19 protein-coding genes and 1 pseudogene are annotated in these 23553 nt (G+C 43.7%); 17 read left to right on the top strand and 3 right to left on the bottom strand.

Going from position 1 to position 23553, the window contains the following annotated elements; genetic code table 11:
* The first annotated feature begins 195 nt into the window (after window positions 1-195).
* From MHH56_RS01305 to MHH56_RS01370, 14 genes and pseudogenes are all read left to right on the top strand, one after another.
* The gene (locus MHH56_RS01305) at window positions 196-1101 is read left to right on the top strand and encodes a helix-turn-helix domain-containing protein (RefSeq protein ID WP_339206065.1); all 906 of its coding nucleotides are present in this window, start codon (window positions 196-198) and stop codon (window positions 1099-1101) included.
* Between the two features lie 212 nt (window positions 1102-1313).
* The gene (locus MHH56_RS01310; RefSeq protein WP_339206066.1) at window positions 1314-1685 is read left to right on the top strand and encodes a DUF2750 domain-containing protein; all 372 of its coding nucleotides are present in this window, start codon (window positions 1314-1316) and stop codon (window positions 1683-1685) included.
* Between the two features lie 334 nt (window positions 1686-2019).
* Window positions 2020-2379 (top strand): DUF1304 domain-containing protein, encoded by a 360-nt coding sequence (locus tag MHH56_RS01315; RefSeq protein WP_076270727.1) that lies wholly within the window; start codon window positions 2020-2022, stop codon window positions 2377-2379.
* Between the two features lie 241 nt (window positions 2380-2620).
* Window positions 2621-2746: pseudogene (locus MHH56_RS01320) on the top strand (NADPH-dependent oxidoreductase); the annotation flags it as partial.
* 196 nt (window positions 2747-2942) lie between these two features.
* Window positions 2943-4739: a histidine kinase N-terminal 7TM domain-containing protein gene (locus MHH56_RS01325; protein WP_339206067.1), complete on the top strand. Its 1797-nt coding sequence runs from the start codon at window positions 2943-2945 to the stop codon at window positions 4737-4739.
* Window positions 4736-5875 (top strand): response regulator, encoded by a 1140-nt coding sequence (locus tag MHH56_RS01330; protein WP_339206068.1) that lies wholly within the window; start codon window positions 4736-4738, stop codon window positions 5873-5875. The genes MHH56_RS01325 and MHH56_RS01330 overlap by 4 nt, the downstream gene beginning before the upstream one ends.
* A 128-nt stretch (window positions 5876-6003) precedes the next feature.
* Window positions 6004-8769 carry an Ig-like domain-containing protein gene (locus MHH56_RS01335; RefSeq protein WP_339206069.1) on the top strand — a complete coding sequence of 922 codons (2766 nt, stop codon included), beginning with the start codon at window positions 6004-6006 and terminating at the stop codon, window positions 8767-8769.
* A 371-nt stretch (window positions 8770-9140) separates the two neighbouring features.
* Window positions 9141-9353 (top strand): TM2 domain-containing protein, encoded by a 213-nt coding sequence (locus tag MHH56_RS01340; RefSeq protein ID WP_339206070.1) that lies wholly within the window; start codon window positions 9141-9143, stop codon window positions 9351-9353.
* Window positions 9354-9733: 380 nt separating this feature from the next.
* Complete coding sequence (locus tag MHH56_RS01345; protein WP_339206071.1) at window positions 9734-10954, top strand: amidohydrolase; 1221 nt, start codon at window positions 9734-9736, stop codon at window positions 10952-10954.
* A gap of 226 nt (window positions 10955-11180) precedes the next feature.
* Window positions 11181-12947: a histidine kinase gene (locus MHH56_RS01350; protein WP_339206072.1), complete on the top strand. Its 1767-nt coding sequence runs from the start codon at window positions 11181-11183 to the stop codon at window positions 12945-12947.
* A complete protein-coding gene (locus MHH56_RS01355) occupies window positions 12944-14008 on the top strand; it encodes a response regulator (protein WP_339206074.1) in 1065 nt (354 codons plus the stop codon). Before MHH56_RS01350 ends, MHH56_RS01355 begins: the two co-directional genes overlap by 4 nt.
* 167 nt (window positions 14009-14175) lie before the next feature.
* Window positions 14176-15894, top strand: coding sequence for an extracellular solute-binding protein (locus MHH56_RS01360; RefSeq protein ID WP_339206076.1), 1719 nt, complete (start codon window positions 14176-14178; stop codon window positions 15892-15894).
* Window positions 15895-16019: 125 nt separating this feature from the next.
* Complete coding sequence (locus MHH56_RS01365; RefSeq protein WP_179089911.1) at window positions 16020-16874, top strand: ABC transporter permease subunit; 855 nt, start codon at window positions 16020-16022, stop codon at window positions 16872-16874.
* A gap of 14 nt (window positions 16875-16888) precedes the next feature.
* Window positions 16889-17776 carry a carbohydrate ABC transporter permease gene (locus MHH56_RS01370; RefSeq protein WP_339206077.1) on the top strand — a complete coding sequence of 296 codons (888 nt, stop codon included), beginning with the start codon at window positions 16889-16891 and terminating at the stop codon, window positions 17774-17776.
* A 182-nt stretch (window positions 17777-17958) separates the two neighbouring features.
* Here the strand turns inward: MHH56_RS01370 and MHH56_RS01375 are convergent, their stop codons facing one another.
* From MHH56_RS01375 to MHH56_RS01385, 3 genes are all read right to left on the bottom strand, one after another.
* Window positions 17959-18657 (bottom strand): DUF998 domain-containing protein, encoded by a 699-nt coding sequence (locus tag MHH56_RS01375; protein ID WP_339206079.1) that lies wholly within the window; start codon window positions 18655-18657, stop codon window positions 17959-17961.
* Window positions 18654-19970, bottom strand: coding sequence for an alpha/beta fold hydrolase (locus MHH56_RS01380; protein WP_339206080.1), 1317 nt, complete (start codon window positions 19968-19970; stop codon window positions 18654-18656). The genes MHH56_RS01375 and MHH56_RS01380 overlap by 4 nt, the downstream gene beginning before the upstream one ends.
* Before the next feature lie 108 nt (window positions 19971-20078).
* Entirely contained in the window at window positions 20079-20396 is a 318-nt protein-coding gene (locus tag MHH56_RS01385) for a metalloregulator ArsR/SmtB family transcription factor (protein WP_339206083.1), read from the bottom strand.
* Window positions 20397-20953: 557 nt separating this feature from the next.
* On the opposite strand from MHH56_RS01385, the gene MHH56_RS01390 reads away from it, so the two are divergent.
* From MHH56_RS01390 to MHH56_RS01400, 3 genes are all read left to right on the top strand, one after another.
* Window positions 20954-22327 (top strand): hypothetical protein, encoded by a 1374-nt coding sequence (locus MHH56_RS01390; RefSeq protein ID WP_339206085.1) that lies wholly within the window; start codon window positions 20954-20956, stop codon window positions 22325-22327.
* A gap of 208 nt (window positions 22328-22535) precedes the next feature.
* Complete coding sequence (locus tag MHH56_RS01395) at window positions 22536-22973, top strand: hypothetical protein (protein ID WP_339206087.1); 438 nt, start codon at window positions 22536-22538, stop codon at window positions 22971-22973.
* Between the two features lie 137 nt (window positions 22974-23110).
* Window positions 23111-23470, top strand: coding sequence for a DUF3221 domain-containing protein (locus tag MHH56_RS01400; protein ID WP_339206089.1), 360 nt, complete (start codon window positions 23111-23113; stop codon window positions 23468-23470).
* Window positions 23471-23553 lie beyond the last annotated feature (83 nt).

Consider the following 23553-nt stretch of genomic DNA (forward strand, 5'->3'; position numbering starts at 1 on the left):
ATTATAGTTCTTCTTTTGACAGGGGAAAATTGAGTGGAAAAATACTACTAGACGCTTCAAACTAATAAAGACTGGAATCAATTTAGGAAACAGGACTTCTGTATACGGATGATTACCACCTGATATTATCTTGCACGGAAAGTCAGGCGACATAAACTACCGGATGATATGCTTCTTACGAAAGGAGGGATTGCCGTGGATTGGCTAGAGCGAATGAATCGAGCTGTCAGCTATATCGAAGACAACTTAGAACAAGATATTGATTACGACCAAATCGCTAAAATCGCCTTATGTTCAGTTTACCAATTTCAACGCATGTTTTCATTTGTACTTGATGTCCCATTGTCCGAATATATCAGGCGCAGAAGGCTGACGCTTGCTGCATTTGATTTAAAGAACAGAAAAAACACTGTGATGGATATTGCCTTGAAGTACAGATATGAAACACCTGAATCATTCTCACGAGCATTTCAAAATCTACATGGAATGACGCCTACATTAGCGCGAAATGCTGAAAGTGAGTTAAGAGCCTTTCCTCGCATCTCCTTTCAAATCATATTAAAGGGAGTTGTTGGAATGAATTATCGGATTGAAAAACGGGATGCTTTTCAAGTTTATGGGCTGGAGGATATCTATCATTACGACACTATTGCCAATGAGGAGGGCATATCGATCCCCGATGTTTGGCAAACCATCAGCAGTAATGGTGAGTTGGACCGTTTATGCCAGTCGGTTAGCGGGGATTGGAGAGACGAAGGCAGTTTCAGCAAGGAACTTGGAGCTGTCTTTTCATTCGATTCCTATAAATTCACAAACAATACGACGTTCCCTTATCTGATTGGGTGTTACAAAGCGGTCGATAGCAAGGTGAATGGTTATACAGTTGTTGATGTTCCACCATCTACGTGGGCAGTATTTTCAACTTTACATGATGGGAATGGCAGCGGCAAGTATGATTTGCGGTCTTTGAAGAATCGGATTTTTTCGGAATGGCTGCAAACATCAACATTTACGATTTTAGATGGCGGCAACTTCGAGATGTATGGTACAAGCGTAGATGGCTACGAATATTGTGAACTATGGTATAGGGTCGAGGGATAGAATGGAAAAACGCGGCTGCCGACATGACCGGTCACTGCATGTTCTTAACTCGAAGATTGCACAAGGATCATTTCAGCATGGTTCATTAAACTAACGGGAAACGATAGTTGAAGACTAAAAGGGCTGCCACGTGGCAGCCCTTCGTAGTTACGCTAACGGGCAGGATAATGGAATATGTGGTACTTAAATTAAACACCACAAAGGAGTGTGTTATGTCGCATAATTTGGGGCTGAAAATTGATTCTGAAAATCGCTTTGATAAATTCGTTAAGAAGATAATAGAAACCCAGCTTGTGTGGGGTTTGAAATCCGAGGACGGTTGGTGTGTATCACCTTCGAACGGATTTGAAGAAACAGATGTAATGCCTTTCTGGTCGGAACGAGCCTTAGCAAAACAATGTGCAATTGAAGAGTGGGTACATTACAGTCCACAGACGATACCGCTTGATGATTTTGCGAATACTTGGATTCCTGGGCTTGATAACGATAATTTATTGATTGGTACGAATTGGAACGCACATCTTTTAGGAAAAGAAATAGAACCGTTAGAATTATTGGCATGCCTGGTTCAGAAAGAACTTTGAATCATTTCGCTAACGGAGAACATTAGTTCAGTGAGCTATGCAGCAGTACTATATTTCTAACACGAGAATGCACTGAGAAAAAATTCTGTATATAAAGGGGTTCAAATCCCCTCGCTTCCACCAAACCATGAACAAAGAGCGCCGTGTTAGGCAATGTCTTTAAGTTAATCTTAGTATTCTTCTGCCCTTGGCGAATGGGTCGAATCGTCAAAATGTCAGGCATGAAATCCATTACCGTTCATTTCTATATAAAGCGATGTGATCTTGCCGGTAGACTTTTGAATATTATGTTAGAATTAATGGAAAAATAGAATACAAATCATCCAAGGAGGTAGTGACTATTATTGCTTCCCTATTAGTCGGAATTGTAGCGCTTGAGCACATCTATATTCTCATACTAGAAATGTTTCTATGGACGACCCCGCGCGGGATGAAAACGTTCGGCACGACGAAGGAAGAGGCAGCAGTCACAAAATCACTGGCCGCTAACCAAGGACTATACAATGGCTTTCTGGCGGCCGGGATTATCTGGGGTTTGGTGCATCCCAATGCTCAAACAGGCGAGTCTATTGTAATCTTCTTCTTGATTTGCGTTCTAATTGCGGCATTGTACGGAGGAGCGACAGCGAAACGGTCTATTTGGTTGGTCCAAGGCCTACCTGCTTTGATTGCATTGATTAGCGTACTTCTATAATGCCAGATGAATGAGTCGGTTCGTGACAAGCTGGCATATGGGGCCGATCCGTGGACATCAGACAGAGCATGTCGCTTGTTCTAGCAGCGAGGGAAGGTCTAGCGTAGCCACCTTTATTATCGTCTGGCAATAGCTTTCATTCGGCAGAAGCGGCAGTCTTCTCGAGGGATGGGGGGGCTGTGTAGTACCAGCAGCCTTTCCGGTCAGTTTTGCGGTAGTGAAGCTCTTGTTTTTGTGGACTTTGTCGCTATTTTCTGATTTTGAGAACGGAATGCTGTTCTAGCCCGCTGATCTGCATTTTACCAATGTGAATGGCATGCTCAACCAAGTGCTCGCTTGGAGCGGCGCATTAAAATCGTTGCGGTAATCGTAACCGACTACAGCGGGCCAAAAGCTCATTAGGTGAAATTTACCTAGTGGGCTTTTTAGGGTTCGAATTTTTAATAATAAAAAATAGTGTTTTATGCAATTTTTTGCTGCGGCAATATATGTTTTTACAACTTCATCTGCTAACATAAGAGAAGCATAACGAGAGAGTACATAAAGCACGGGGGCTAACATCTATGAGCTACAATTTATATTTATCAGCATTGCTGATGGCGGCTACCTGCTGCTCGCTAATGCTGTGTTATCTCTCTTGGAAAAGAAGAGAGCTGCCTATTTCAATTAGTTATGGGCTAGGCATGTTGACGGGTTCATTGTACACTTTCGGATATGCTTTTGAAATTGTTAGCACCGATTTAGAGCATATACGCTTCTGGCTTCGAATTGAATATCTAGGCATCCCATTTGGCACTATTCTATGGATTATAATGGTGCTGCAATATACGGGAAGGCAAGCGCTCGTTCGAAAATGGGTAGTAGCGCTGCTAATGATTGTTCCTTCCATTACATTTGTAGCTCATTATACGAACGATTGGCATCATTTATTTTATAAAAGCATGACTTTGAATTACTCAGAGGGCTTTCCGCTGGTAACGACGGAGAAAGGGCCTTTATACAAGCTGCATGTCTACTATTCCTATTCCTTCTTTGTAGTAGGCATGGCATTAATGGTTGAAATGTTTCTAAAAGCGACATCTCGCATGAAGAAACAAATCGCTTTTATGATCATTGGATCATGGGGGCCTTTTGGATTTACGCTTATTTATTTAAGCAATGTCATTTATATGCCCATTGATATCTCCCCATTTGGATTTATTTTCTCAGGAATCTTCTACATGTGGGGGATTTATCAATTTAACATGCTTAGACTAGCGCCCTTAGCGCTGCAAAAGGTGTTTGCATCCATGCAGGATGCGGTAATTATATTTGATTTGGAAAATACGCTAACTAGCTTCAACCAATCCAGCAAGCAGGTTATTAAAGGGATAAATAATAAGTGGATCGGTTTGCCGGCTGCGCAAGTCTTTTCGCAATATCCATTGCTGTTGGAGAAAATCGTGCAAGGGCCTTCTTTGAGCAGCAAGGTTCAAATTTCGGGTCAAGCGGATGAACCCTATTATAATGTGCATATGTCCTTGATTAGTGATAAGAACCAGAAGCCTGCCGGCAAAATGTTTTTGTTAAGCGATGTTACGGAAATGGTGCGTTCAGAGGAGCGGCTGCTTGATAATGCCCGACAGCTAAGCGAACTAAACATGTTCAAGGATCGAATGTTTAGCGTAGTTGCTCATGATATTCGTGATCCGCTGGCTGTGCTCATCAATTTGATGGAGCTCATGGAGGACGAGCTGCAAGGCTACGGCGGAGAGCATGAGGAAATCATCCATGAAATGGGACAGCAAATTGAAAATACTTTTGCACTGGTAGAGAGCTTGCTTGAATGGTTCCGAAGCCAACGCGAAGGCATGGTATTTAACCCAGTGGAGAGAGACATATATCATACCGTACAGGTCTGCATCCGGTTATTGACGGTTCGCTGCGAGAGTAAAAAAATCCAATTGATATCGGAAATACCGAAGGATACGTTTGTTCTAGCTGACAAAGAAATGCTGGATTTGATCGTCCGAAATTTATTGTCCAATGCCGTTAAATTTACCAACATCGGCGGCACGATCCGGTTAAAAGCAGAACATCATGCCGATAAACTAATTATTTCTGTAAGTGATTCTGGAGATGGTATACCGCCGCAACAAGCCAGCTCACTGCTACTAGAAGGTTATCCGGTGTCATCAACAGGAACAGCAGGAGAACGGGGCGTCGGTTTGGGACTTACGTTATGCAGGGAATTTGTTCGTTTAAATGGTGGAGACATTTGGTTCGATAGTTCTGAGCAAGGAAGTACCTTCTACTTCTCCGTTCCTACGCCATCTGCACATGCATTCAGACGAAGCAGCTTGGAGGCGAGCGCAGGTTGAAGGTTATCCTTATTGATGACGAGAAGGCGATGCATTTAATTATGAAACGGATGCTTGCAAAGACATCTGTGGAAGTGGAAATTACAGGCAGCTTCACGGAGACAGAAACAGCATTTTCTTACCTGATGAATCATGATGTAGACTTGGTGTTTCTGGATATAAGCATGCCGAGGGAAACTGGGCTAGAGCTTGCCGAACGGTTAAGAGAGGTTGGAAGAGAAATAAAGATCGTGTTCCTGACCTCCCACAAAGAATATGCTTTGCCTGCCTTTGATGTTTATGCCTTCGACTATATCGTAAAGCCGGTTGTGCTGGAACGACTTCAAAAAACGCTGCAAAGAGCGTTTGCTGAGTTGCGTAAAGAGCACTTGCGGCAAGGGGAGTGGGCGGCGCCTTTAAATGAGACGAGGTTTAACTGCTTAGGTGTTATAGATATTCAAAGCACGCAGGGTATAAGGGCGAAATGGAAATCAAGCAAAAGCGCAGAACTGTTTGGCTATTTGCTTATGCATAAAGGAAGGCTGATATCCAGAGCAAGACTGATCGAAGAGCTGTTTGGCGACATGCCACAAAAGAATGCTGAGGTTTATTTGAATACGACCGTCTATCAGCTGCGAAAGGTATTAGATCCATTTGGCCTGAGAGAGAATTTGCATTCTGACAGTAACCACTACGCTCTTAGTCTGAGTGAGGTGAGTGTAGACCTTTTAAGCTTTGAAGAAGGCTGTAGAAAAATGACAGTCGTGGATGAGACGAATCTGGAAGAGGCGATTGAACTAGAGCAGTTGTACGCAGGTGACTTATTTGGGGATCATGCTTTTGCATGGGCTTGGAACGAGATTGAGCGTCTTTCGTTGCTTTATACCTCCTTTACCCAGCGATTATGCATGGCTTTGTTAAATAAAGGCGAGACGAATGCTGCCATTAGGCTGTTAATGAAGCTTGTGTCGCGCAATGAACTAGATGAACAATCCTTTATGCTGCTTATGAAAGCTTATGCTTTGCAAGAGAACAAGGAAGTGTTGACCCGGCAATATAGGCAATACGAAGATACGCTGCATAGAGAGATCGGTATAAAGCCCTCCCGCGAGGCTGCTGATTTATATTTCAGTCTGCTGTCCGAGCTGGATAAATAAGAATGAGTAGATATGAAAGGCTCCTAAAATATTAGGGGCTTTTTTTGCTTTTGTCGAAGTTTGTCATTTTGCCGTCATTGGGCTTGGATATAATGGATCTAACTATAGAGATAAGGAGATAAGTTAACATGAAACGATTTTCAATACGCAATTTATTTTTAGTTTCGGTTTTAATTCTGAGTCTGTTAAGTGGATGTGTGATCAAAACAAGCCAAGTCACCATTATCTTTGGCTCGGAAAGACTAAGTGAGGCAGAGCATGCATACATCAGATATTCGAATGGCGATGTCGTTCAGGCACCCAACCTATTGCCGAACCAAAACAGCGTTACTGTTGATACGAATAGCACGCAATCCATTGTAGGTGGATACGTAAGCGACGGTGTAGTGAGCTGGGTTCCAAACATGAGTTATGGATTAGGTCAAGTTACTGTCAGTAATATTTCGGCAAGTAAACCCACTCTTCCCGTAAGCTATGTCGAGTTAAAAGAAATGGTTCTGAGTCAACCCGGGTATATAAACGTAACCTTTGCTGTTTATGATACCAATGGCGAGTTTGTGGATGATCGAACTGAAATTTTTGCACATTCCGCAGATACCGCTTTAACCTTCTATAACATAGACCCAAACGACCAGGGTAATGGTAGTATGTATACGAGGACGAATACGGTAGACGAGGGTTACTCGTGGTACACCGTTAACGGATTTATCACTTTCCAAATTAAATCGGGCATTAGTGAAATTTATAATGTACCTCTTTCTTTATATTCAGGTTCTCAATTCATAACGAATGAACCTTTTAACAAAAAATTTACACCTGTGGCAGCAACCAATGTAGGAAGCGCAGGGGATGCTTCTTCCTTACTTATTGGCGATACTTTGGCTATGCGCGCGGATATATTGCCAGTAGACGCCTCTTACAAAATGGTAAAATGGTCAGTTGAGAACGGAACAGGCTCAGCAACAATCAGCACTAGCGGTGTGTTGACTGGTATTTCGGCAGGTACGGTTACCGTTAAAGCTACGGCTAATGACGGCAGCAACGTTTATGGAACAAAAACGATTAAAATCCATGAACCTGTCATACCTGTTCAAAACATATCCGTAACAGCGGAAGATGAGGTTTTTACAATCGAATCAGGTAAGACTCTTCAAATGTATGCTGTTGTAGCTCCTAGCGATGCAACATACCGACAGGTTGCTTGGTCTGTTATTGATGGGACGGGTACAGCTGTAATTGACGAAGAAACGGGAGAGCTTACTGCAGGCAATCCAGGTACAGTAACGGTCCAAGCAACAGCTTCCGATGAAAGTGAAGTTGTTGGCAGTACTATTGTTACGATAACAGCCGCCCAAGTCCCTGTATCCTCAATTACGTTAACAGGGGATTCCAGCTTGCTAGTTGGCCAGACGTTAACCGTTGACGCGACCGTTGCTCCTGCAAATGCAACGGACAAATCGATCGAGTGGTCTGTTGAAAACGAAACAGGCACTGCGACAATCAGTACAAACGGTGTATTGACCGGTACTTCAGCAGGTACGGTAACCGTTATAGCAGCGGCTATTGACGGCAGTACCGTTTATGGAACCAAAACGATCGAAATTAAGGAGCCCACCATACCTGTTCAAACGATTTCCGTATCGGCGGATGGTGAAGTTGCTACAATCGAATCAGGTAAGAAGCTGCAAATGAATGCTGTGGCAGCTCCTAGCAACGCAACAAACAAAGCGGTCGCTTGGTCCGTAATAGATGGAACAGGTACGGCTGTTATTGATAAAACAACTGGCGAGCTTACTGTCGGCAATCCAGGCACAGTAACGGTCCAAGCAACAGCTACCGATGAGAGCGGAGTTGTAGGCAGCACGATTCTTACGATTACGGCTGTCCAAGTCCCTGTAGCTTCGATTGCGTTAACAGGTGATTCCAGCGTGCTGGTTGGCCAGACGTTAACCGTTGACGCGACCGTTGCTCCTGCTAATGCAACGGACAAATCAATCGAGTGGTCTGTTGAAAACGGAACAGGTACAGCAACAATCAGCAAAAGCGGAGTATTGACGGGTGTTTCAGCAGGTACAGTTACCGTTAAAGCAACGGCTGCTGACGGCAGTGCCGTTTATGGAACAAAGGCAGTTGAGGTTAAAGTAAGCTCTGGCGGCGGTGGAGATCATAGCAATCCGACACCTACTCCAGCGCCAACAACAAAGCCTGAAAAAACACCTGAACCAAAACCGACAGCACCGCCTGAAGTGAAATTTGATCAAAATGTGATTCAAGTGGAAAAAGTGATCTCCAGCTTAAACAAGAAAGTAGAGGAAGCGAAAGCTAATCCTACTGATGTTGAGTTCAAAGATACAAAATCTCACTGGGCTGGGGCAACCGTTCATATTTTCGTAAAATTGGGGATTGTAAACGGATATGAGGATGGTTCCTTCCATCCTAACGCAAGTATAACCCGCGCCGAATTTGCTACTATTATTGCAAAGGTATTTGACCTTTCTGCAACGGGTGATAAAAATAAGCTAAGTGACGTTTCCGATCACTGGGCTTCAGCATCAATTGCTGCTTTAATTGAAAGCGGCATTATCTCAGGGTACGAAGATGGCACATTTAAACCAAACAAAGAAATCAGCCGTGCAGAAATCATTTCCATTATTTCTAAAATCATTGACCTTAAAGCTGTAAACACAGCTTCAGCGCCTGCTTTCACAGATATTGATGAGGCGTGGAACAAAGAGCAAATCAAGCAAGCAGCAGTGGCAGGAATTATTAACGGAGCGGGTAATAGACAATTTGCGCCAAACAAACCATCATCTCGCGCTGAGGCATTAACGATTATTTTACACACGCTTCAAACCAATGCGGACCTAAAAGCAATATTGGAAGCATTAAAATAATTAACGCATAGTGCTTTCATACAAAAAGCCTGCCATATGGCAGGCTAAGGCTGTCGAGAAAGTCTCGACAGCTCTTTTTATGTTGAGTTAGTTTAACACGACACCGTTTTCGTTAAGTTAGTGACTGAAAGAAGGGTACAGAATTGTTTTATCTTCACGGAAAATTATCCTCTTTTTCATTGGCTTTCCATAGCTGCAGATCCAATCATATTTACATCAATTAAATCACTTTGCGCAATTCTTTTGGCTAGTGAACGCATCAAGGACCCCTAAAATTTATAGGAACCTCATCAACTAGAAAAATTAACATTTGATGGGTTTTCTGTCGATAGAATAGGAGGGTATTATATAATAATTTGGAGGAATGTATCATGGATAAAAGTCCTAAATCATTTGTAGCTGCATTACTATTTTGTTTTTTCTTGGGAGGGTTTTCCATCCATCGGTTTTATGTCGGGAAAATAGGCACGGCTATTTTGCAAATTATTACTTTAGGTGGATTGGGAATTTGGTTGCTGATTGACCTAATTATGATTATTGTAGGAAAGTTTACGGATAGTGAAGGCAGAAGAATCTCGGCATAATTTAATTACATAACAAAACTAGAGGGCTCCACCTGTTAAGGTAGAGCCTTTTTTTTTCACTCAGTCGTTTGGGTGAAATTGAATTTAAGAGGTATCCATTCCCCTCGCCACCGCGATCATTAACACCATCCGCATGAGGATGGTGTTTTTGTTAATTTTGATATGAGCTTCGCAATACATAACTGCAAATTCTTTCTCCCTATACACTTTACTCAAATGCGATGCGGCCATAATATATGTATTGTAGTTTCAATTGCAAGCTAAGCGGGGATGCTAACGCTATTGAGATTATCGTAAAATAGTGGTTAGTGATACCATAGAAGTAGATTGGGAATAAAGAGGACACAATTATAATAGGGGTAAAGACAGGAGATGATCGATTGAACGCTTCTTATTGGTTAACGAATGTAAGATTAGAACAGGGTTATGATATGGAAGATGGACAGGTCTCTGGTACGAAAACGAAAATTTGTCATTTACGAATTGAAAACGGTATTATTGCTGAAATTATAGGGACAGAACGGGATATTCAAAGTGAAACTGTTAAATATGATTGTAAAGAGTTATTGATGCTGCCTTCGTTCGAAGAGGCTCATATTCATTTGGATAAAACGTATTTCGATGGACCTTGGAAAGCGGTAAAGCCTGTATCGAGTATCTTCGAGAGGATTGAGGAAGAGAAACTATTATTGCCTAAGCTCCTTCCAATGGCAAGACAACAAGCCGAAAGCATCTTAACTCTTATACAGGGATATGGGGCTACTCATGTTCGCACCCATTGTAATATCGAGCCTACCAGTGGACTTCAACGGTTAGAGGCGACTAAGCAGGCGCTAGATACATTCTCAGGTAAAATTTCATCAGAAATTGTCGCTTTCCCCCAGCATGGGCTTCTGCTATCGGATTCTGTTCAACTCGTAAAGCAATCTTTGGCAGAGGGGGCAACTCATGTTGGCGGAGTAGATCCATTCTCAGTGGATGGAAATATAGAGAAGTCACTGCAGACCATCGTAGAACTAGCGGTTTTGAATAATGCTGGTATCGATATTCACTTACATGATAGAAACGAAGCGGGCAAGCAAGCTCTGATGCGTTTAGTCGATCTGACCGAAGAGGCTGGTTTGCAAGGAAAAGTAACGGTTAGTCATGCGTTCTGGTTTGCAGGTGCGCAGCCACAAGAGGCGGAGGAAGTTGCTAAACGGATGGGATCGCTTGGCATGTCCGTTGCTTCGACGGTTCCGATTGGCAAGATGACGATGCCGCTCCCGATGTTAACTAAAAATGGAGTAGCGGTAAAATTGGCAACGGATAGCCTTACAGATCACTGGTCTCCCTTCGGGAGTGGAGATCAATTAGATAAAGCAGGGCGATTCGCAGAATTGTATGGGTATAACGATGAATTATCACTATCTCAAGCCATCAGTTTCATTACTGGGGGGATAACGCCACTTGATTCAAAAGGTCAGCAGGTGTGGCCTAAGATCGGAGACGACGCGAGCTTTGTACTGTTGCACGCAAGCTGCACGGCTGAAGCGGTAGCGCGAAGAGCGGCGCGTCAAGCGGTATGGTACCAAGGGCGGCTTGTGAGTGGATCGTTGTAGGCATATTGTAGAGATATACAACGGCGAATTGTGGTTTTGCATAACCACGGTTTACCTCCACCAAGCAAACTCACAACCGCAACAGGTTGTGGGTTTTTGCTTTTTCTCAGATCGCTATGTGTCTGTGCAACACAGCGCTCTCCCCACAAGGAAGGATAAACCTGTAAAACAGCGAATATTGATTCATACTTGTTGTGAGGTGGTGGAGGTGGACGGCAATCGCTCTATGAAGTCTACAAGTAGGAAAATAAGCATCGTGTCTATGCTGCGCAATCGGTTTGTTTTCACCTCTCTTCGCAAACGAATCATGGTGTTTCTGACCGTTGGATTTGTAGGATATGCCATCTTAATGGCGTCTGTTTCCTATAATGCGATCTACACGATGCAGCGCGATAAAATCAAGACCTCTATGGCTTTTGATCTATATCAGCAAACGACAAAGTTGAATCAGATGTACAGTAACTTGCTACAAGTTACACAGCAGATGACACCGGAAGGTACGGTTGGCAACCTGATGGAGACGTATATCTCCACCGCGGACACGTATAGTCAGCGTCTTCTCTCACGCGATATCGCCTACAACATTGGATTAATTACTTTTTCGAATCCGGCTATGGAGCTGGTGATGTATTATAATCCCGCGAGCGGAAATGCTTCTTATTCGAATTTGCCGCTGCGCGGTGACTTTACGCTGCAATCTTTGCCGAGTGTCGCCGGTACCGGTGAGCTGAAATACCAGTCCCCGCATAAATCCCTATGCCGATTCAGCGATGATCTGGTTATGTCGGTGACAAGGGAGGTTGAATTTTCAAATGGAACGAAATTAGTTGTTTATGTTGAAGCAAAGTCGGATATCTCCACCGTTATGAATTCGCTTACAGAAAGCTTGAGTATGCCCTATATGCTTGTTTTCACCGATACGGCGGGCTTGGTGACCTATAGCAGCAATTCAACTGCTTTTAGTGCTGGCCAGCGTCTCAGTCTAAGCGGGCAATCGGGAGTGACGGGTGGGTATGTATGGAACCGAATGACAGGTGACTATGGCTACGGCATCACGTTGCTGCTTCCTGTCTCCTTCTACAATCACGAGCTCTATACGTGGAAAAATCATATGTACTGGATTCTCGCTATTGCTCTTCTAATGATGTTTATGCTCACACTATTATTGCGGAGGATCATTAACAAGCCATTTCGACTAATCGAGAAGGAAATGAGGACGTTTGGCAAGGGATATATGGGTACCAGCCAATATCATACGGGGATCGATGAATTCGATCGGCTACTCGATCAATTCAATATTATGAAGCGACAAATTCAGCAGCTAATTATGGACGTGGAGCAAAAGGAAAAGCGCCGTCATCAGCTGGAGATAGAGAAGCTAGCCTATCAAATCAACCCGCATTTTCTGATGAATACGCTCAATTCGGTACGGTGGCTGGCGGTTATGCATAAGCAGGCGGAGATTGAGAAGTTTGTTTCCTCGTTAATTTTTTTGCTGAACTATAACTTGGGTAAATCAGAGGATACGGCTACCTTCAGATCGGAAATAGAGGTCATGCGAACCTATCTGGAGCTGCAGCAGATGAGGCATGATTTTGAGGTGAAGCTGGATATTGCGGAAGGGGTTTATCTCGATAGTCCTGTCGCGAGGTTCATTCTGCAGCCCATTGTGGAAAATGCCGTCTGTCATGGCCTTGACGATAACGGCAAGCTGGAGATCAACATCTCGGCTGATGAAAAGGCGCAGATGGTGCGCATTATAATCCGTGATGATGGCAAAGGACTGAGTCTTGAGACGCTTGCTTTGCTGCAGCGCGACACGCCGGATCAGCAGCAGACGGGTTGGGGAATTGGACTTCGTTATGTCAGGTCTATGCTGGAATCATCTTATGGCTATAAAGCTCGTATGAGTATAGAAAGCACTCCAAATCAAGGCACAACGGTTACTTTAACCCTTCCTTTTCTCCATCATAGAAAGGAGAGAGCGATTTGATTCGTGTATTAATTGTTGATGATGACAAGCTAGCACGCAAAGGTTTGATTTCGATTATGCCTTGGTCCAATCACGATATGGTTGTTGTTGGAGAAGCGGCGAACGGCGCGAAGGCGCTGGAGTTTATGGAAAGTTATGAGGTGGACCTCATATTCGTAGATCTCTCGATGCCTGTCATGTCAGGTATGGAGCTGCTTCAAGTCACACGGCAAAGATTTCCGGACCTGCGTTCCGTTATTTTATCTTTTCACGAAGAGTTTGAGATTGTGCAAACGGCTTATCGCATGGGTGTGCTCGATTATATTTCCAAGGTGCGCCTGGAATCAGAGGATGATGAGCAAATATTGAAACGAATTCAGCAGAAAATGACAGGAGAAATGATACCTCTTTCTGCCAAGACTCCTGCGCAATCAGCGCCTAAACATGGCCCTGAGCAAAACCTGGAGGAAGAAGAGTGGTGCAGGCTGGAGCAGGAGTGGCGCTCACACTACTGGCTTTATAATGAATCGGTTTTTCAGCGGTTATGTAAACAGACTATAGAAGCTAAGGTTTCTTTTCGCCGTCTGGAAGGGTTATTTATGCGTGTGCTGTCACAAATTGAGCCCGTTATTCTACTCGCTGCAGAGCTCCGGTCTGATGCCGATGACGTCCGGTCTGCGGTTGAATGGATGCGCGATTACAGGAAACGTGTTTATGCGCAGGTTGCTTCATCCTCCGATTTTACCAATACGACAACCAGCATCCTAAAGGCTGTGTTATTCATTTGCGAGAAGGCTTCAAATACACTGCATGCCGAGGACGTCGCTGATCATGTACATATGAGCCGAAGTTATTTTAGCCAATGCTTTAAGAAGCTGACGGGTTCAACGTTTAATGAATACTTAAGACAAGAGCGGATAAGAGCGGCAGAGCGTCTGCTGTGCGAAACCAATCAGTCGATCGCCTGGGTTGCTCATGCCGTAGGCTATAACGACTCCAAATATTTCTCCCAGCTGTTCCATGAACAGACCCGTCTTTTACCCTCCGAATTTCGGGCCCAGTTCCACAAGGGGGATGAATGACTACAACGGATCGAACAAATATCTACCTTGGCCTTGTGTCTGGTGCAAAACACGGCACATCTGTCTGACTTTTTTTCCTAACTTCCAATGTACAATGAGAAGGCAAGAAACTAAGCAGTTGCTTACGAAGTAAGAATTGCTTGGCCATTCTTTTGAGGAGGGATTAGATGAAAAAGAATATGGCATTGATGCTTTCCGTCGTATTACTTGCTCTAAGTTTGACAGCATGCTCTTCTTCCAACAATTCATCGAATAATTTGAAAGCGTCTTCAAATCCAGACTCAAACTCTGCAAGCCCAGCACTATCGGGAGATGACCTGGCCTTCTCCAAATTTCCGAACCCTGTTGATGTCCACATCGGCATGGTGGTGGATCCGACAGACAAAACGCTGCCGGAAGGCGACAGTGTAAGCAACAACCAGTACACGCGTTACCTTAAGGAAAAGTACAACATCAATGTGATTGTGGATTGGACTGCGGCCACCGGCAACGATTTTAAGCAGAAGGTCAGCTTGACGATCGCATCGGGTAAGCTGCCAGACGGTATGGTCGTCGACGACCGCTCCTTCATGACCAAAGCGGCGAGTTCGGGACTGTTGTATGATATCACCGACATCTTCCAGCAATATCAATCTTCACAGGTGAAGGATATCATGGCAAGCACCGAAGGCCGTGCATTGGAGAATGCCAGCTACAAGGGCAAGATGGTTTCGCTCCCGAACATTACGGTGGATACCGACGGCGTTCATGTCTTATGGATTCGCAAGGACTGGCTTGATAAACTGCAGCTGCCGGTGCCGAAGACGGTGTCCGATGTCGAAAAGACGGCGAAAGCGTTTGTTGATAGCAAGCTAGGCGGGGACAAAATGATTGGTATTGCCGGTCCTTCCAAAAATACGTTCCCTTATTCTACCTTCCTCGTCTCCTCTAACAATATGGGAGGATTCGATCCGATTTTTGGCGCGATGGATGCGTATCCGGGCTACTGGCTTGACAATGGTGATGGATCGGTAACATACGGAACGACGACGGACAATACGAAAAAAACGTTGGCTTTGCTGGCTGACTGGTACAAAAAAGGGCTTATTGATCCTGAAGTAGGTACCCGTGACAACGTAGGGGATCCGATTAATGCCAATCAGGCGGGGATTTTCTTCGGCCCATGGTGGAATGGCGGCTATGGCAACGGGGACTCCTTCAAAAACGATCCGACGGCTAACTGGCAGGCCTATCCGGTCTATTCTGACGATAACAAATGGAATGTGCATATGAAAACGACGGGCAGCACCTACACTGTTATTAGCAAAAATGCCAAACCGGATGTCGTCAAAGCCATTATGATTATGAATAATGCGCTTGTACGTGATGAAGCGACCTTTGATTTGTCGGTTAATGTGGCTTGGTATCCGCTTCGCAACGTTATGGCCGCGGCCAATGAGACGGAATATGAGTATGCCGAGCTTCTGAAAGTACTGAAAGGCGAGACCAATCCAGAGGATTATAATAAGCCGAACAGCTTGTACAAGCTGATGTATGCGGATGCGAAAAAGGTAAAAGACGTCATTAAGCCTCCGTACGATGATCTAAATGTCAGCAACTTCAGTACAGCTAACTTCGGAGACTTCCAGCGCTTGTACTCCATCATGATTGGTGATCGTCCGTTCACAACAATTCCAATTGATAAAAAGGTCTTTAGCGTAACCTATAACCAAACTTCAACGATGGAAACGAAATGGGCTAACCTGAAGAAGATGGAGGATGAGACCGTTATGAAAATCATCCTTGGCCAAGCGTCCATCGACTCTTTCGATAAATTCGTGAAGGACTGGAAGTCTCAAGGCGGAGATGAGATTACAGCGGAAGTCGCCGAGCTCTTGAAGAAGTAACCGAGCATACTCTTGCAGAAGGCGCTGGCGGTTTTAAGTGCCTTTTGCAAGCTTTGTTATCCTGATAGGGAGACGGGAGGCTAGCCTTAGTGAGAAAATTAGGCCATCAGAAACACTATTATTTGATGCTGTTGCCGGGTATGGTCTGGCTTGTGATGTTCAGTATTGTGCCTATGTTTGGAATTCTGATGGCCTTTCAGGATTTCAATCCGGGAGCGGGGCTGCTTAAATCCGAGTGGGTGGGGCTCGAAAACTTCAAGTATATGTTTCAGCTTAATGACAGCAAGACGGTTATCGTTAATACCTTTATCATCGCAATCGGCAAAATCGTGCTTAATCTGCTCATTCCGCTCATCTTTGCCATATTGCTAAACGAGCTTCGCAGCATGCGCTACAAAAAGCTTGTGCAGACTGTCGTTTACCTGCCGCATTTTCTATCGTGGGTTATTATGTCAACGATTGTAATCGGAATTTTTGGCTATTATGGCGTTGTTAATACGGTTTTTGGAATGTTCGGCTTTGATCCTAAACTATTTATGGCGGATGCGGGGATATTCCGGCAGCTCATCATCGGTACTGATGTGTGGAAGGAATTTGGTTTTAACGCAATTATATATCTTGCGGCGTTAACAGGCATTAATCTCAATCTATATGAGGCGGCCGCCATTGACGGTGCCAATCGCTGGCAGTTGATTAGGCACGTCACGCTGCCTGCACTGTCAACCACGGTTGTCTTGCTGGGCGTCTTAAGTCTAGGCAACGTGCTGAACGCCGGATTCGATCAAGTGTATAACCTTTATAACCCGCTTGTGTATTCAACTGGAGATATTTTGGATACATGGGTGTACCGACTGGGCTTGCAAAATCTTCAATTCTCGCTCGCGACGGCGGCAGGTTTGTTCAAGTCGGTCATTAGCTTTGTGCTGATATTCATATCCTATCGTCTGGCGTATCGCTATGCCGATTACACGGTATTCTGAGGGAGGGCGCTGCATTGGTCAGAAATACAACGCTAGGCTCGCGGACGTTTGAAATTGCCAATATCGTCGTCCTCGGCCTTTTGCTTATTAGCTGTATTTACCCGCTTTGGTACACCTTCTGTGTATCGATTTCTGAGAAATCCGCTGCTAATGCAGGCTTGGTTACGCTTTATCCCATTGGCTTCTCCTTGACGCCGTATAAGGAAATTATTAATGACGCCCTCTTCTTTAACGCGTTCTGGATTTCCATTCAGCGCACCGTGCTCGGTACAGGTTTTGCTTTGCTGATGACGGTATTAATGGCTTACCCACTGGCAAGACCTAAGAGGGATTTTAAAATGCGCAATACCTTTATGTGGATTCTTGTCTTTTGCATGCTGTTTAACGGAGGATTGATTCCGTGGTATCTCACTATTCAAAACTATCATTTAATCGATACGATTTGGGCGTTAGTACTTGGCGGAGGAGTGCCGGTATTCGACGTGATCCTGATCATGAACTTCTTCCGCAATTTGCCGAAGGAGCTGAATGAGGCGGCAGTAGTCGACGGTGCTGGTCCTTGGTCAGTGCTGTTTCGGGTATATATTCCATGCTCCTTTCCTGTTCTTGCTGCAGTAGCGTTGTTCCTTAGCGTTTATCATTGGAACGAGTTCTTCAACGGATTAGTGCTAATGAACACTGCGGCTAAATATCCGCTTCAAACCTATATCCAGCAGCTTGTCGTAAACATTCCGGTTGGCACCAATCTGACCCCTGAACAATATAAGAAGCTGTCCGAGCTGTCTAATCGAACGCTGAATGCGGCCAAGGTTTTCATAGCTATGGTGCCAATGCTGATCGTATATCCTTTCCTGCAAAAGTACTTTGTTTCCGGTATTATGCTGGGCGCGGTGAAAGAGTAAGGCTGTGCCTGTGAGGAAGACGTGCCACTGGTCATTCCATTCAACGAACAGTATAAGCAGCACACTTCGGCGAATTATGGCTTTGCGCAGCCATGGTTCGCCACCAATACCATGAAAAAATCCGACCTTGTGAGGTCGGATTTTTTGATTTTTCTGTTCATGCTAGTAGGGCAAATCTGTTTTTATAAGCTCTGCTTGCGAAGCTTGAGCACGTGAAATCCGACGACCAAAAGCCACCCAAGGTAGGATGCGATTAAGAATCGTCCGAATAAACCTGCAAGTACGTCAGGAGTGAACTGTCCATCTTGCGGAATTTGAATTATAAATAGCGCCATTAAAACAAACATAATTCCGCTGCTGATTAACAGTCGTCCGCGAATGGGCCTCCAAGCTTCATTGCGTACCAATGCAAAGCTGATCAAGAGGGCGGCGACAGGCGAATAGTCGAGCGTGGCGCCAATGGCATGCATTTTACCGCTGAACGTTGCAGCATCAGGACTCAACGATATAGGGTCGGTCACAAAAATGCCTGCTATTAAGATACCTGAGACACTTAGTCCAAGAATAACGAGCCCGATATATCCCAAGACGCTACGAATCTGTGAGAAGATTGCAACTCCGGCACTTATGAGACTTACAGCGAGCAATATAAATGCAAAATGCATCATCCAGCCGAAGTTGCCTAATGCGTATTCGCTGATAAAACGCCAAGTCGGATCGAATTCAGGCTCTAAGAGGTGTAGGCAACCCAGGATCAAGATGAAAAGTAATCCAGAGACGATATACAATCGTGCGGCATTAGATGATATCGCGGATATAGGTTTTGCAATCAATAGTGGTTTAGCTAATTTCGTATTCTCTAATGGCAATAATCTCGTCATTTTTCTTCTCGGACGATGTCATAATCGACAATCGTCTTCACTAGAATGCTCGGAGCCATCACGACTGCCGAATGATCCTGTCCGGGCAGCGTTTGGGATTCAACAAAAGGCAGTAGTTCGGTAAGTGCTTTGGCTGACTCGTGAAAGAGCGGTTCGCTGTTCTCGCCTGTCATAATTAACGTGGGAACATTTACTTTCCATCGGTCGGTTGGAAGCGGTTTGCCGGATTGCGTGTCACCCATAATCATGCCATCATAGGCGATTGTGTGGGAAATGCTTTCCATCGCCTGCCAAGAAGGATCGGCTTTCATGTAGCCAATATATTCTTCCGGAATACCGAGAGCCTCCGACATGAAGTATTCGACCGCTTCGCTGCGTCTGCCTGCTTGATTTAGCGTGTTCAAATGGTGAACATATTCTGTAGGCAAGGGTTTACGGCTGCCATTAATAATGAACGGTGGTTCGTAAAGATACAGCTTCGACACCTGGTCTCCTAATCGACTCGCTGCTTCAAGAGCTAACACAGCGCCGGATGAGCTTCCAAACAGGCAAGCACTGCCGCCGGCCTTCTGGATTAGAGCCTCAATATCCTCGATTTCACGTTGGACGGAATAAGGCGCGACATCAGAGCTTTGACCGCGGCCACGGCGATCATAGTTGTAAACGGTGTAATGAGTTCCGAGCAGCTGGGCAAGCTGGGCTGCATCGCTATGGTCGGCAACAGCCGATGATATTAGGATAACGGCAGGACCATTTCCTAGCTTTTCATATGCGATCTTTGTTCCATCCTTTGAAGTAACTGTATCCATAAGTCCTCCCGTCGACGTTTCTAAGTATTCTTCAAGTCGGTCAAATGCATCATTGAAGCCTTCAATCATACCCATTGCTTCGGCATTTTCCAATTCCTCGGCACTTGCGAATCGTGTGACGATACTAAGCTTTGTGCCATTTGTTGTTTGCTCGAATTGAACAGTCGTTAGCATCTCGCTGTTCTCTACGACATTCCAGTCTTTGTCGGTAAACGAGTCGGTATATACTAGTGTAAAGGGTTCAGTAACCTCTTGATAAACAGCTTTGCAGAAAGCCTCTTCCCCGATAATGTCATCTGATTTGAGACTATAACGCCAAATACCGCCGGGTCTTACATCCATTTCAAAGACGGTGGTTGTCCATAATTTAGGGCCCCACCAACGCGTAATATGTTCCGGTTTTGTCCAACCTTCCCAAGCAAGCTTGGGAGGCAATGCTAATATCCGTTCGATGGTAAGCTCACGAAGTTCCCGGTTTTTATGGATTTTTGTTTTTGATCGCATCTTCATTCATCCTTTTTAGATCATTTTCTAGTGCGTCAAATCTATTATTCCAAATGGCTTGGTGATTTCGAACATTGCTGCGATAACGCTTGAGATAAAAGGCTAGTATTAATCCTCCTTTTTTTTGTAGTCGAGCATATAATCCTCAAAATAATCGAGACGCTCTTCCCAAAGGATACTAAATGAGTCAAACCACGCATCCAGATCCTGAAAGGGCTTTGCTTCGAGGCTATATATTCGTTGTTGTGCCTTGTTGCGGGAGCTCACCAACCCAGCCTCGCTCAAAATACGTAGATGGCGAGACACTTGGGGTTGACCGATATTGAGCGCTTGGACGATCTCACTCACCGATCGTGGTGCTTTTTTTAATAACTCAACAATGTTAAAGCGGTTCGGCTCGGCGAGTGTAAGTAATGTTAATTGCATAGTGTTTGTGTTCATACATTCAATATACACTTAAGTGTATATACGTGTCAACGTATATAATAAATTAAAAAAACTCATGCACTGGTTGATAAGTCGTAATACATGTCGAATAATTCAATCTACCGTTACACTATTGGAGATTCATATTGGAGGAGATAGCATTTTAACTGGAAGGATATTGAAGCTGTCAAAGCGAATTATTTAACGGTGCATGTTTTGAATTACGGCTTAAAAACAACTTATATACTCGTGCTAGGAGATATGAGTTTGCACCGCCCCTCCCAACTGAGATTTTAAAATAGGAGGTCGTTTGAAATAGCGGGTAGGTTAGCGGAGCAAATCGTAGTGCATTATTTCGTGGTAATTGTTTAAAGTGAGGTGTCTAAACAATGGAACTGGTAAATAAAATTGAAGTCGTAACGATGAAGAGTGAGTATTGTAAAGTTGAACATCATACTATCGTTATTGATGGTACTCCTCTGGATTTATTACTTCAGAATAATCTAACTATCTGACGAAAATATAGAAAAAGAGATCGTTTCTAAGGGGATTAGTATGTGCGAACAGAAGAAATGACGGTCAAGAAACTAGTATTAGTGGTAGTTGTCCTTAACATAATCGTGGGCATACTGAGTGGATGTGGCGATAGGCCCAATCCCCCTGAGAATATACAGAAGGCAGGAAAGCAAGTGGATATTTACGTTGATGGGAATGAAATTCTTATTACTAACAAACCTTTTATAGAGGGACGAAGATTGTATCTTCCTCTTGATTCGGTACTTACTGCCATGGGTTGGACTTATAATCACGAAAAAGATGGATCATTAGCTATCTCTTACAAGACATTAAATGGAAGTGGTACGACCTATATGCATGATGAGTGGGAAGATACGCTTCGATTAGTTGATGGGCATATTTATATTCACTCCAAACGATTAAGTGGTTTAACAGATTCAGAAATCGTTTTTAATGCTGGAACAGGTAAAGTTATGATTACGACATCTCCAAACCCTGGCGAGGTCACAGATGAAGACAGGGAGGAATTGCTCGCATGGCAAGCGAAGCAAGAAACTGTAGCAGAGAATACAATGAGTGCAGAAGAAAGTGAGCAGATCAATTACGGAAAATATTCTGATCTGGATATATTCAGCGACCTGTACTCCTTAGATAAGGAACTTGAAGAAGAAGGACTATCGTTATGGGATGAGCTCGGCTTTTACGGAGGTTATTACCAAAGTGAGTATGGGAATACTCCTTGGGATATCATTTCGTTTGGGTGGACGGGTGGAGATGGCGAACACTACGGCTTCTTAACGGAATTCGGATCTGTTCCGGATTTAAATAATGCCCCTATTGTAAGAGTTTCCCCAATGGGTGGGGATGAAGCTGGAGAAGTCATTGCCAACAATATTAGGGAGTTTTTGAGCGTAATTGCTATTGACAGTACTTTTATATATATGTCGTTTGAAAGTGATGAGGCCTACCAAAACTACTTACAAGAGGAAGAGGAAGCGCAATATGAATGGGCACCAACCGAGGAAGATCAAGCAAATCGCCGTAAGGTCATGTCCAGACTGGTAGATGCGCTAAACCTACCAAAAATCGATCATCCATATACATACCTTGATCGAGTGAAAGCAGCGAGGGAGAAACGAATCGTTGTCGCTACTCCTGATGGACTAGGGGTAACCAATGTACATCCTGGAGATAAAGGTCAGCAACACGAAACACTTCTGGTGGATGATGATTTGGAAGCTGAAGAATTGCAGGGTTATTTAAAGCGGGCTACCTATGCTGGCAAACTAGCGTTGATACGTACATTTAACGCAAAAGGCTTTCATAGCGAGGAAGTCGAAAAAGTAATGGTAGAAGAAATGACCAGACTGGGACTAACCGATGAAATTGCCAGAATGAACGCATCAGCTTGGTAGATGTTAAAAATACAATGTTAAGAGAAAGAACTTAGCCTTTAAATGATTTTTTTATTACGAGGGTGGGCAACGTTAGTTGAATAGAACATATTAATGAGCAGGCGCTGCGGAACCTGCTCTCATTTTATATGAAGCTTACTAGCAGGCTAATTAAAAGAACTGAAATAAGTTACTACGAAATGGGTTGATTCCGATATACCAATTTGTTATGAGAGGTAAACAGGGTTGTTTTATACAAATCTCTTTAGATGAAGTATTCGGGTTTCCGAATATGATAAGCCCTTTTGGTGGTTATGATGTAAGGGGAATCGCAGAAATTAAGAGCGGAAGCTATTACGTAAAGGGTGAGTTATGGTTTACAACTGGTGAAGTATTTGAGTTCTATAATCAGATAGTTAAATGTTGGGCGGAGTTAAAGGGAGTGGCAACATTTTGTTCTACTGAAGCAAACCTAGAGCTCAAAGTTAAATTTATTAATAGAAGGCAAATCTCAATAATAGGTTATTTCAAGGAATTTGCACATCAAGATAATGAGATGAAATTTGAAATCGAAAGTGAGCAAAGTTTTTTTGGAGAGACGGTCGAAGGACTAGAAGAAATAGTGAATCATCATGGTGGTTTAAAAGGGATACATCGTGAATGTTGAACCGAGTGGCAATAATGATTAAGTATGAAATATGATGACGTATTGATAAATCAACCAAAACAAAAGCTTAAAATTGTATTCGTTCGTAACATATCACTTACATTTTCGTCTAAAGGTTATACTGAATAGGGGTGAAAATGTTGAAAAAGTTAGTATTAGGAGTAGCCTTAGCAATTTTCGTATGTGGATTAGCTGGTTGCAGTTCCTCATCAGACGACAAAAAGGGGAATTACATTATTGCAAAAGAAGAGCAAAAAATTTTAGTAGCGAAGGATATCTCTTGGAAAGATGCAGAAAGTATGGACTTTGAAACATTTAAAAAGAATGATATTGAATTAATAAATTATATTGTTGAGGATACTCTGCTCTACAACGAGCTGGCGATAGGTGAATCAGTTAATGTAACTCCCAAAACGAATGATAAAGGTGAATATGTTGTAATGCAATCTTATCCCCCACAAATTATAGCTGGTAAAATAGAAAGGCAGAAGCACTAGGCAGGTTATAGGTCATTAAGTTTTTGCTATCTGTAGGATAAAATACGGGTAGAAATCTTTTATAATTATTTAGTAAATTGAAA

It is taken from the genome of Paenibacillus sp. FSL K6-3182 (assembly GCF_037976325.1).
GTDB lineage: Bacteria > Bacillota > Bacilli > Paenibacillales > Paenibacillaceae > Pristimantibacillus.

Bases quoted from the DNA above. Each gene is read 5' to 3' on its own strand.
- MHH56_RS01310 (WP_339206066.1), top strand. From the start codon at position 1,314: ATGTCGCATAATTTGGGGCTGAAAATTGATTCTGAAAATCGCTTTGAT.
- MHH56_RS01325 (WP_339206067.1), top strand. From the start codon at position 2,943: ATGAGCTACAATTTATATTTATCAGCATTGCTGATGGCGGCTACCTGC.
- MHH56_RS01335 (WP_339206069.1), top strand. From the start codon at position 6,004: ATGAAACGATTTTCAATACGCAATTTATTTTTAGTTTCGGTTTTAATT.
- MHH56_RS01340 (WP_339206070.1), top strand. From the start codon at position 9,141: ATGGATAAAAGTCCTAAATCATTTGTAGCTGCATTACTATTTTGTTTT.
- MHH56_RS01350 (WP_339206072.1), top strand. From the start codon at position 11,181: ATGAAGTCTACAAGTAGGAAAATAAGCATCGTGTCTATGCTGCGCAAT.
- MHH56_RS01360 (WP_339206076.1), top strand. From the start codon at position 14,176: ATGAAAAAGAATATGGCATTGATGCTTTCCGTCGTATTACTTGCTCTA.
- MHH56_RS01365 (WP_179089911.1), top strand. From the start codon at position 16,020: ATGCTGTTGCCGGGTATGGTCTGGCTTGTGATGTTCAGTATTGTGCCT.
- MHH56_RS01375 (WP_339206079.1), bottom strand. From the start codon at position 18,657: ATGACGAGATTATTGCCATTAGAGAATACGAAATTAGCTAAACCACTA.
- MHH56_RS01380 (WP_339206080.1), bottom strand. From the start codon at position 19,970: ATGCGATCAAAAACAAAAATCCATAAAAACCGGGAACTTCGTGAGCTT.
- MHH56_RS01385 (WP_339206083.1), bottom strand. From the start codon at position 20,396: ATGCAATTAACATTACTTACACTCGCCGAGCCGAACCGCTTTAACATT.
- MHH56_RS01395 (WP_339206087.1), top strand. From the start codon at position 22,536: ATGAGAGGTAAACAGGGTTGTTTTATACAAATCTCTTTAGATGAAGTA.
- MHH56_RS01400 (WP_339206089.1), top strand. From the start codon at position 23,111: ATGTTGAAAAAGTTAGTATTAGGAGTAGCCTTAGCAATTTTCGTATGT.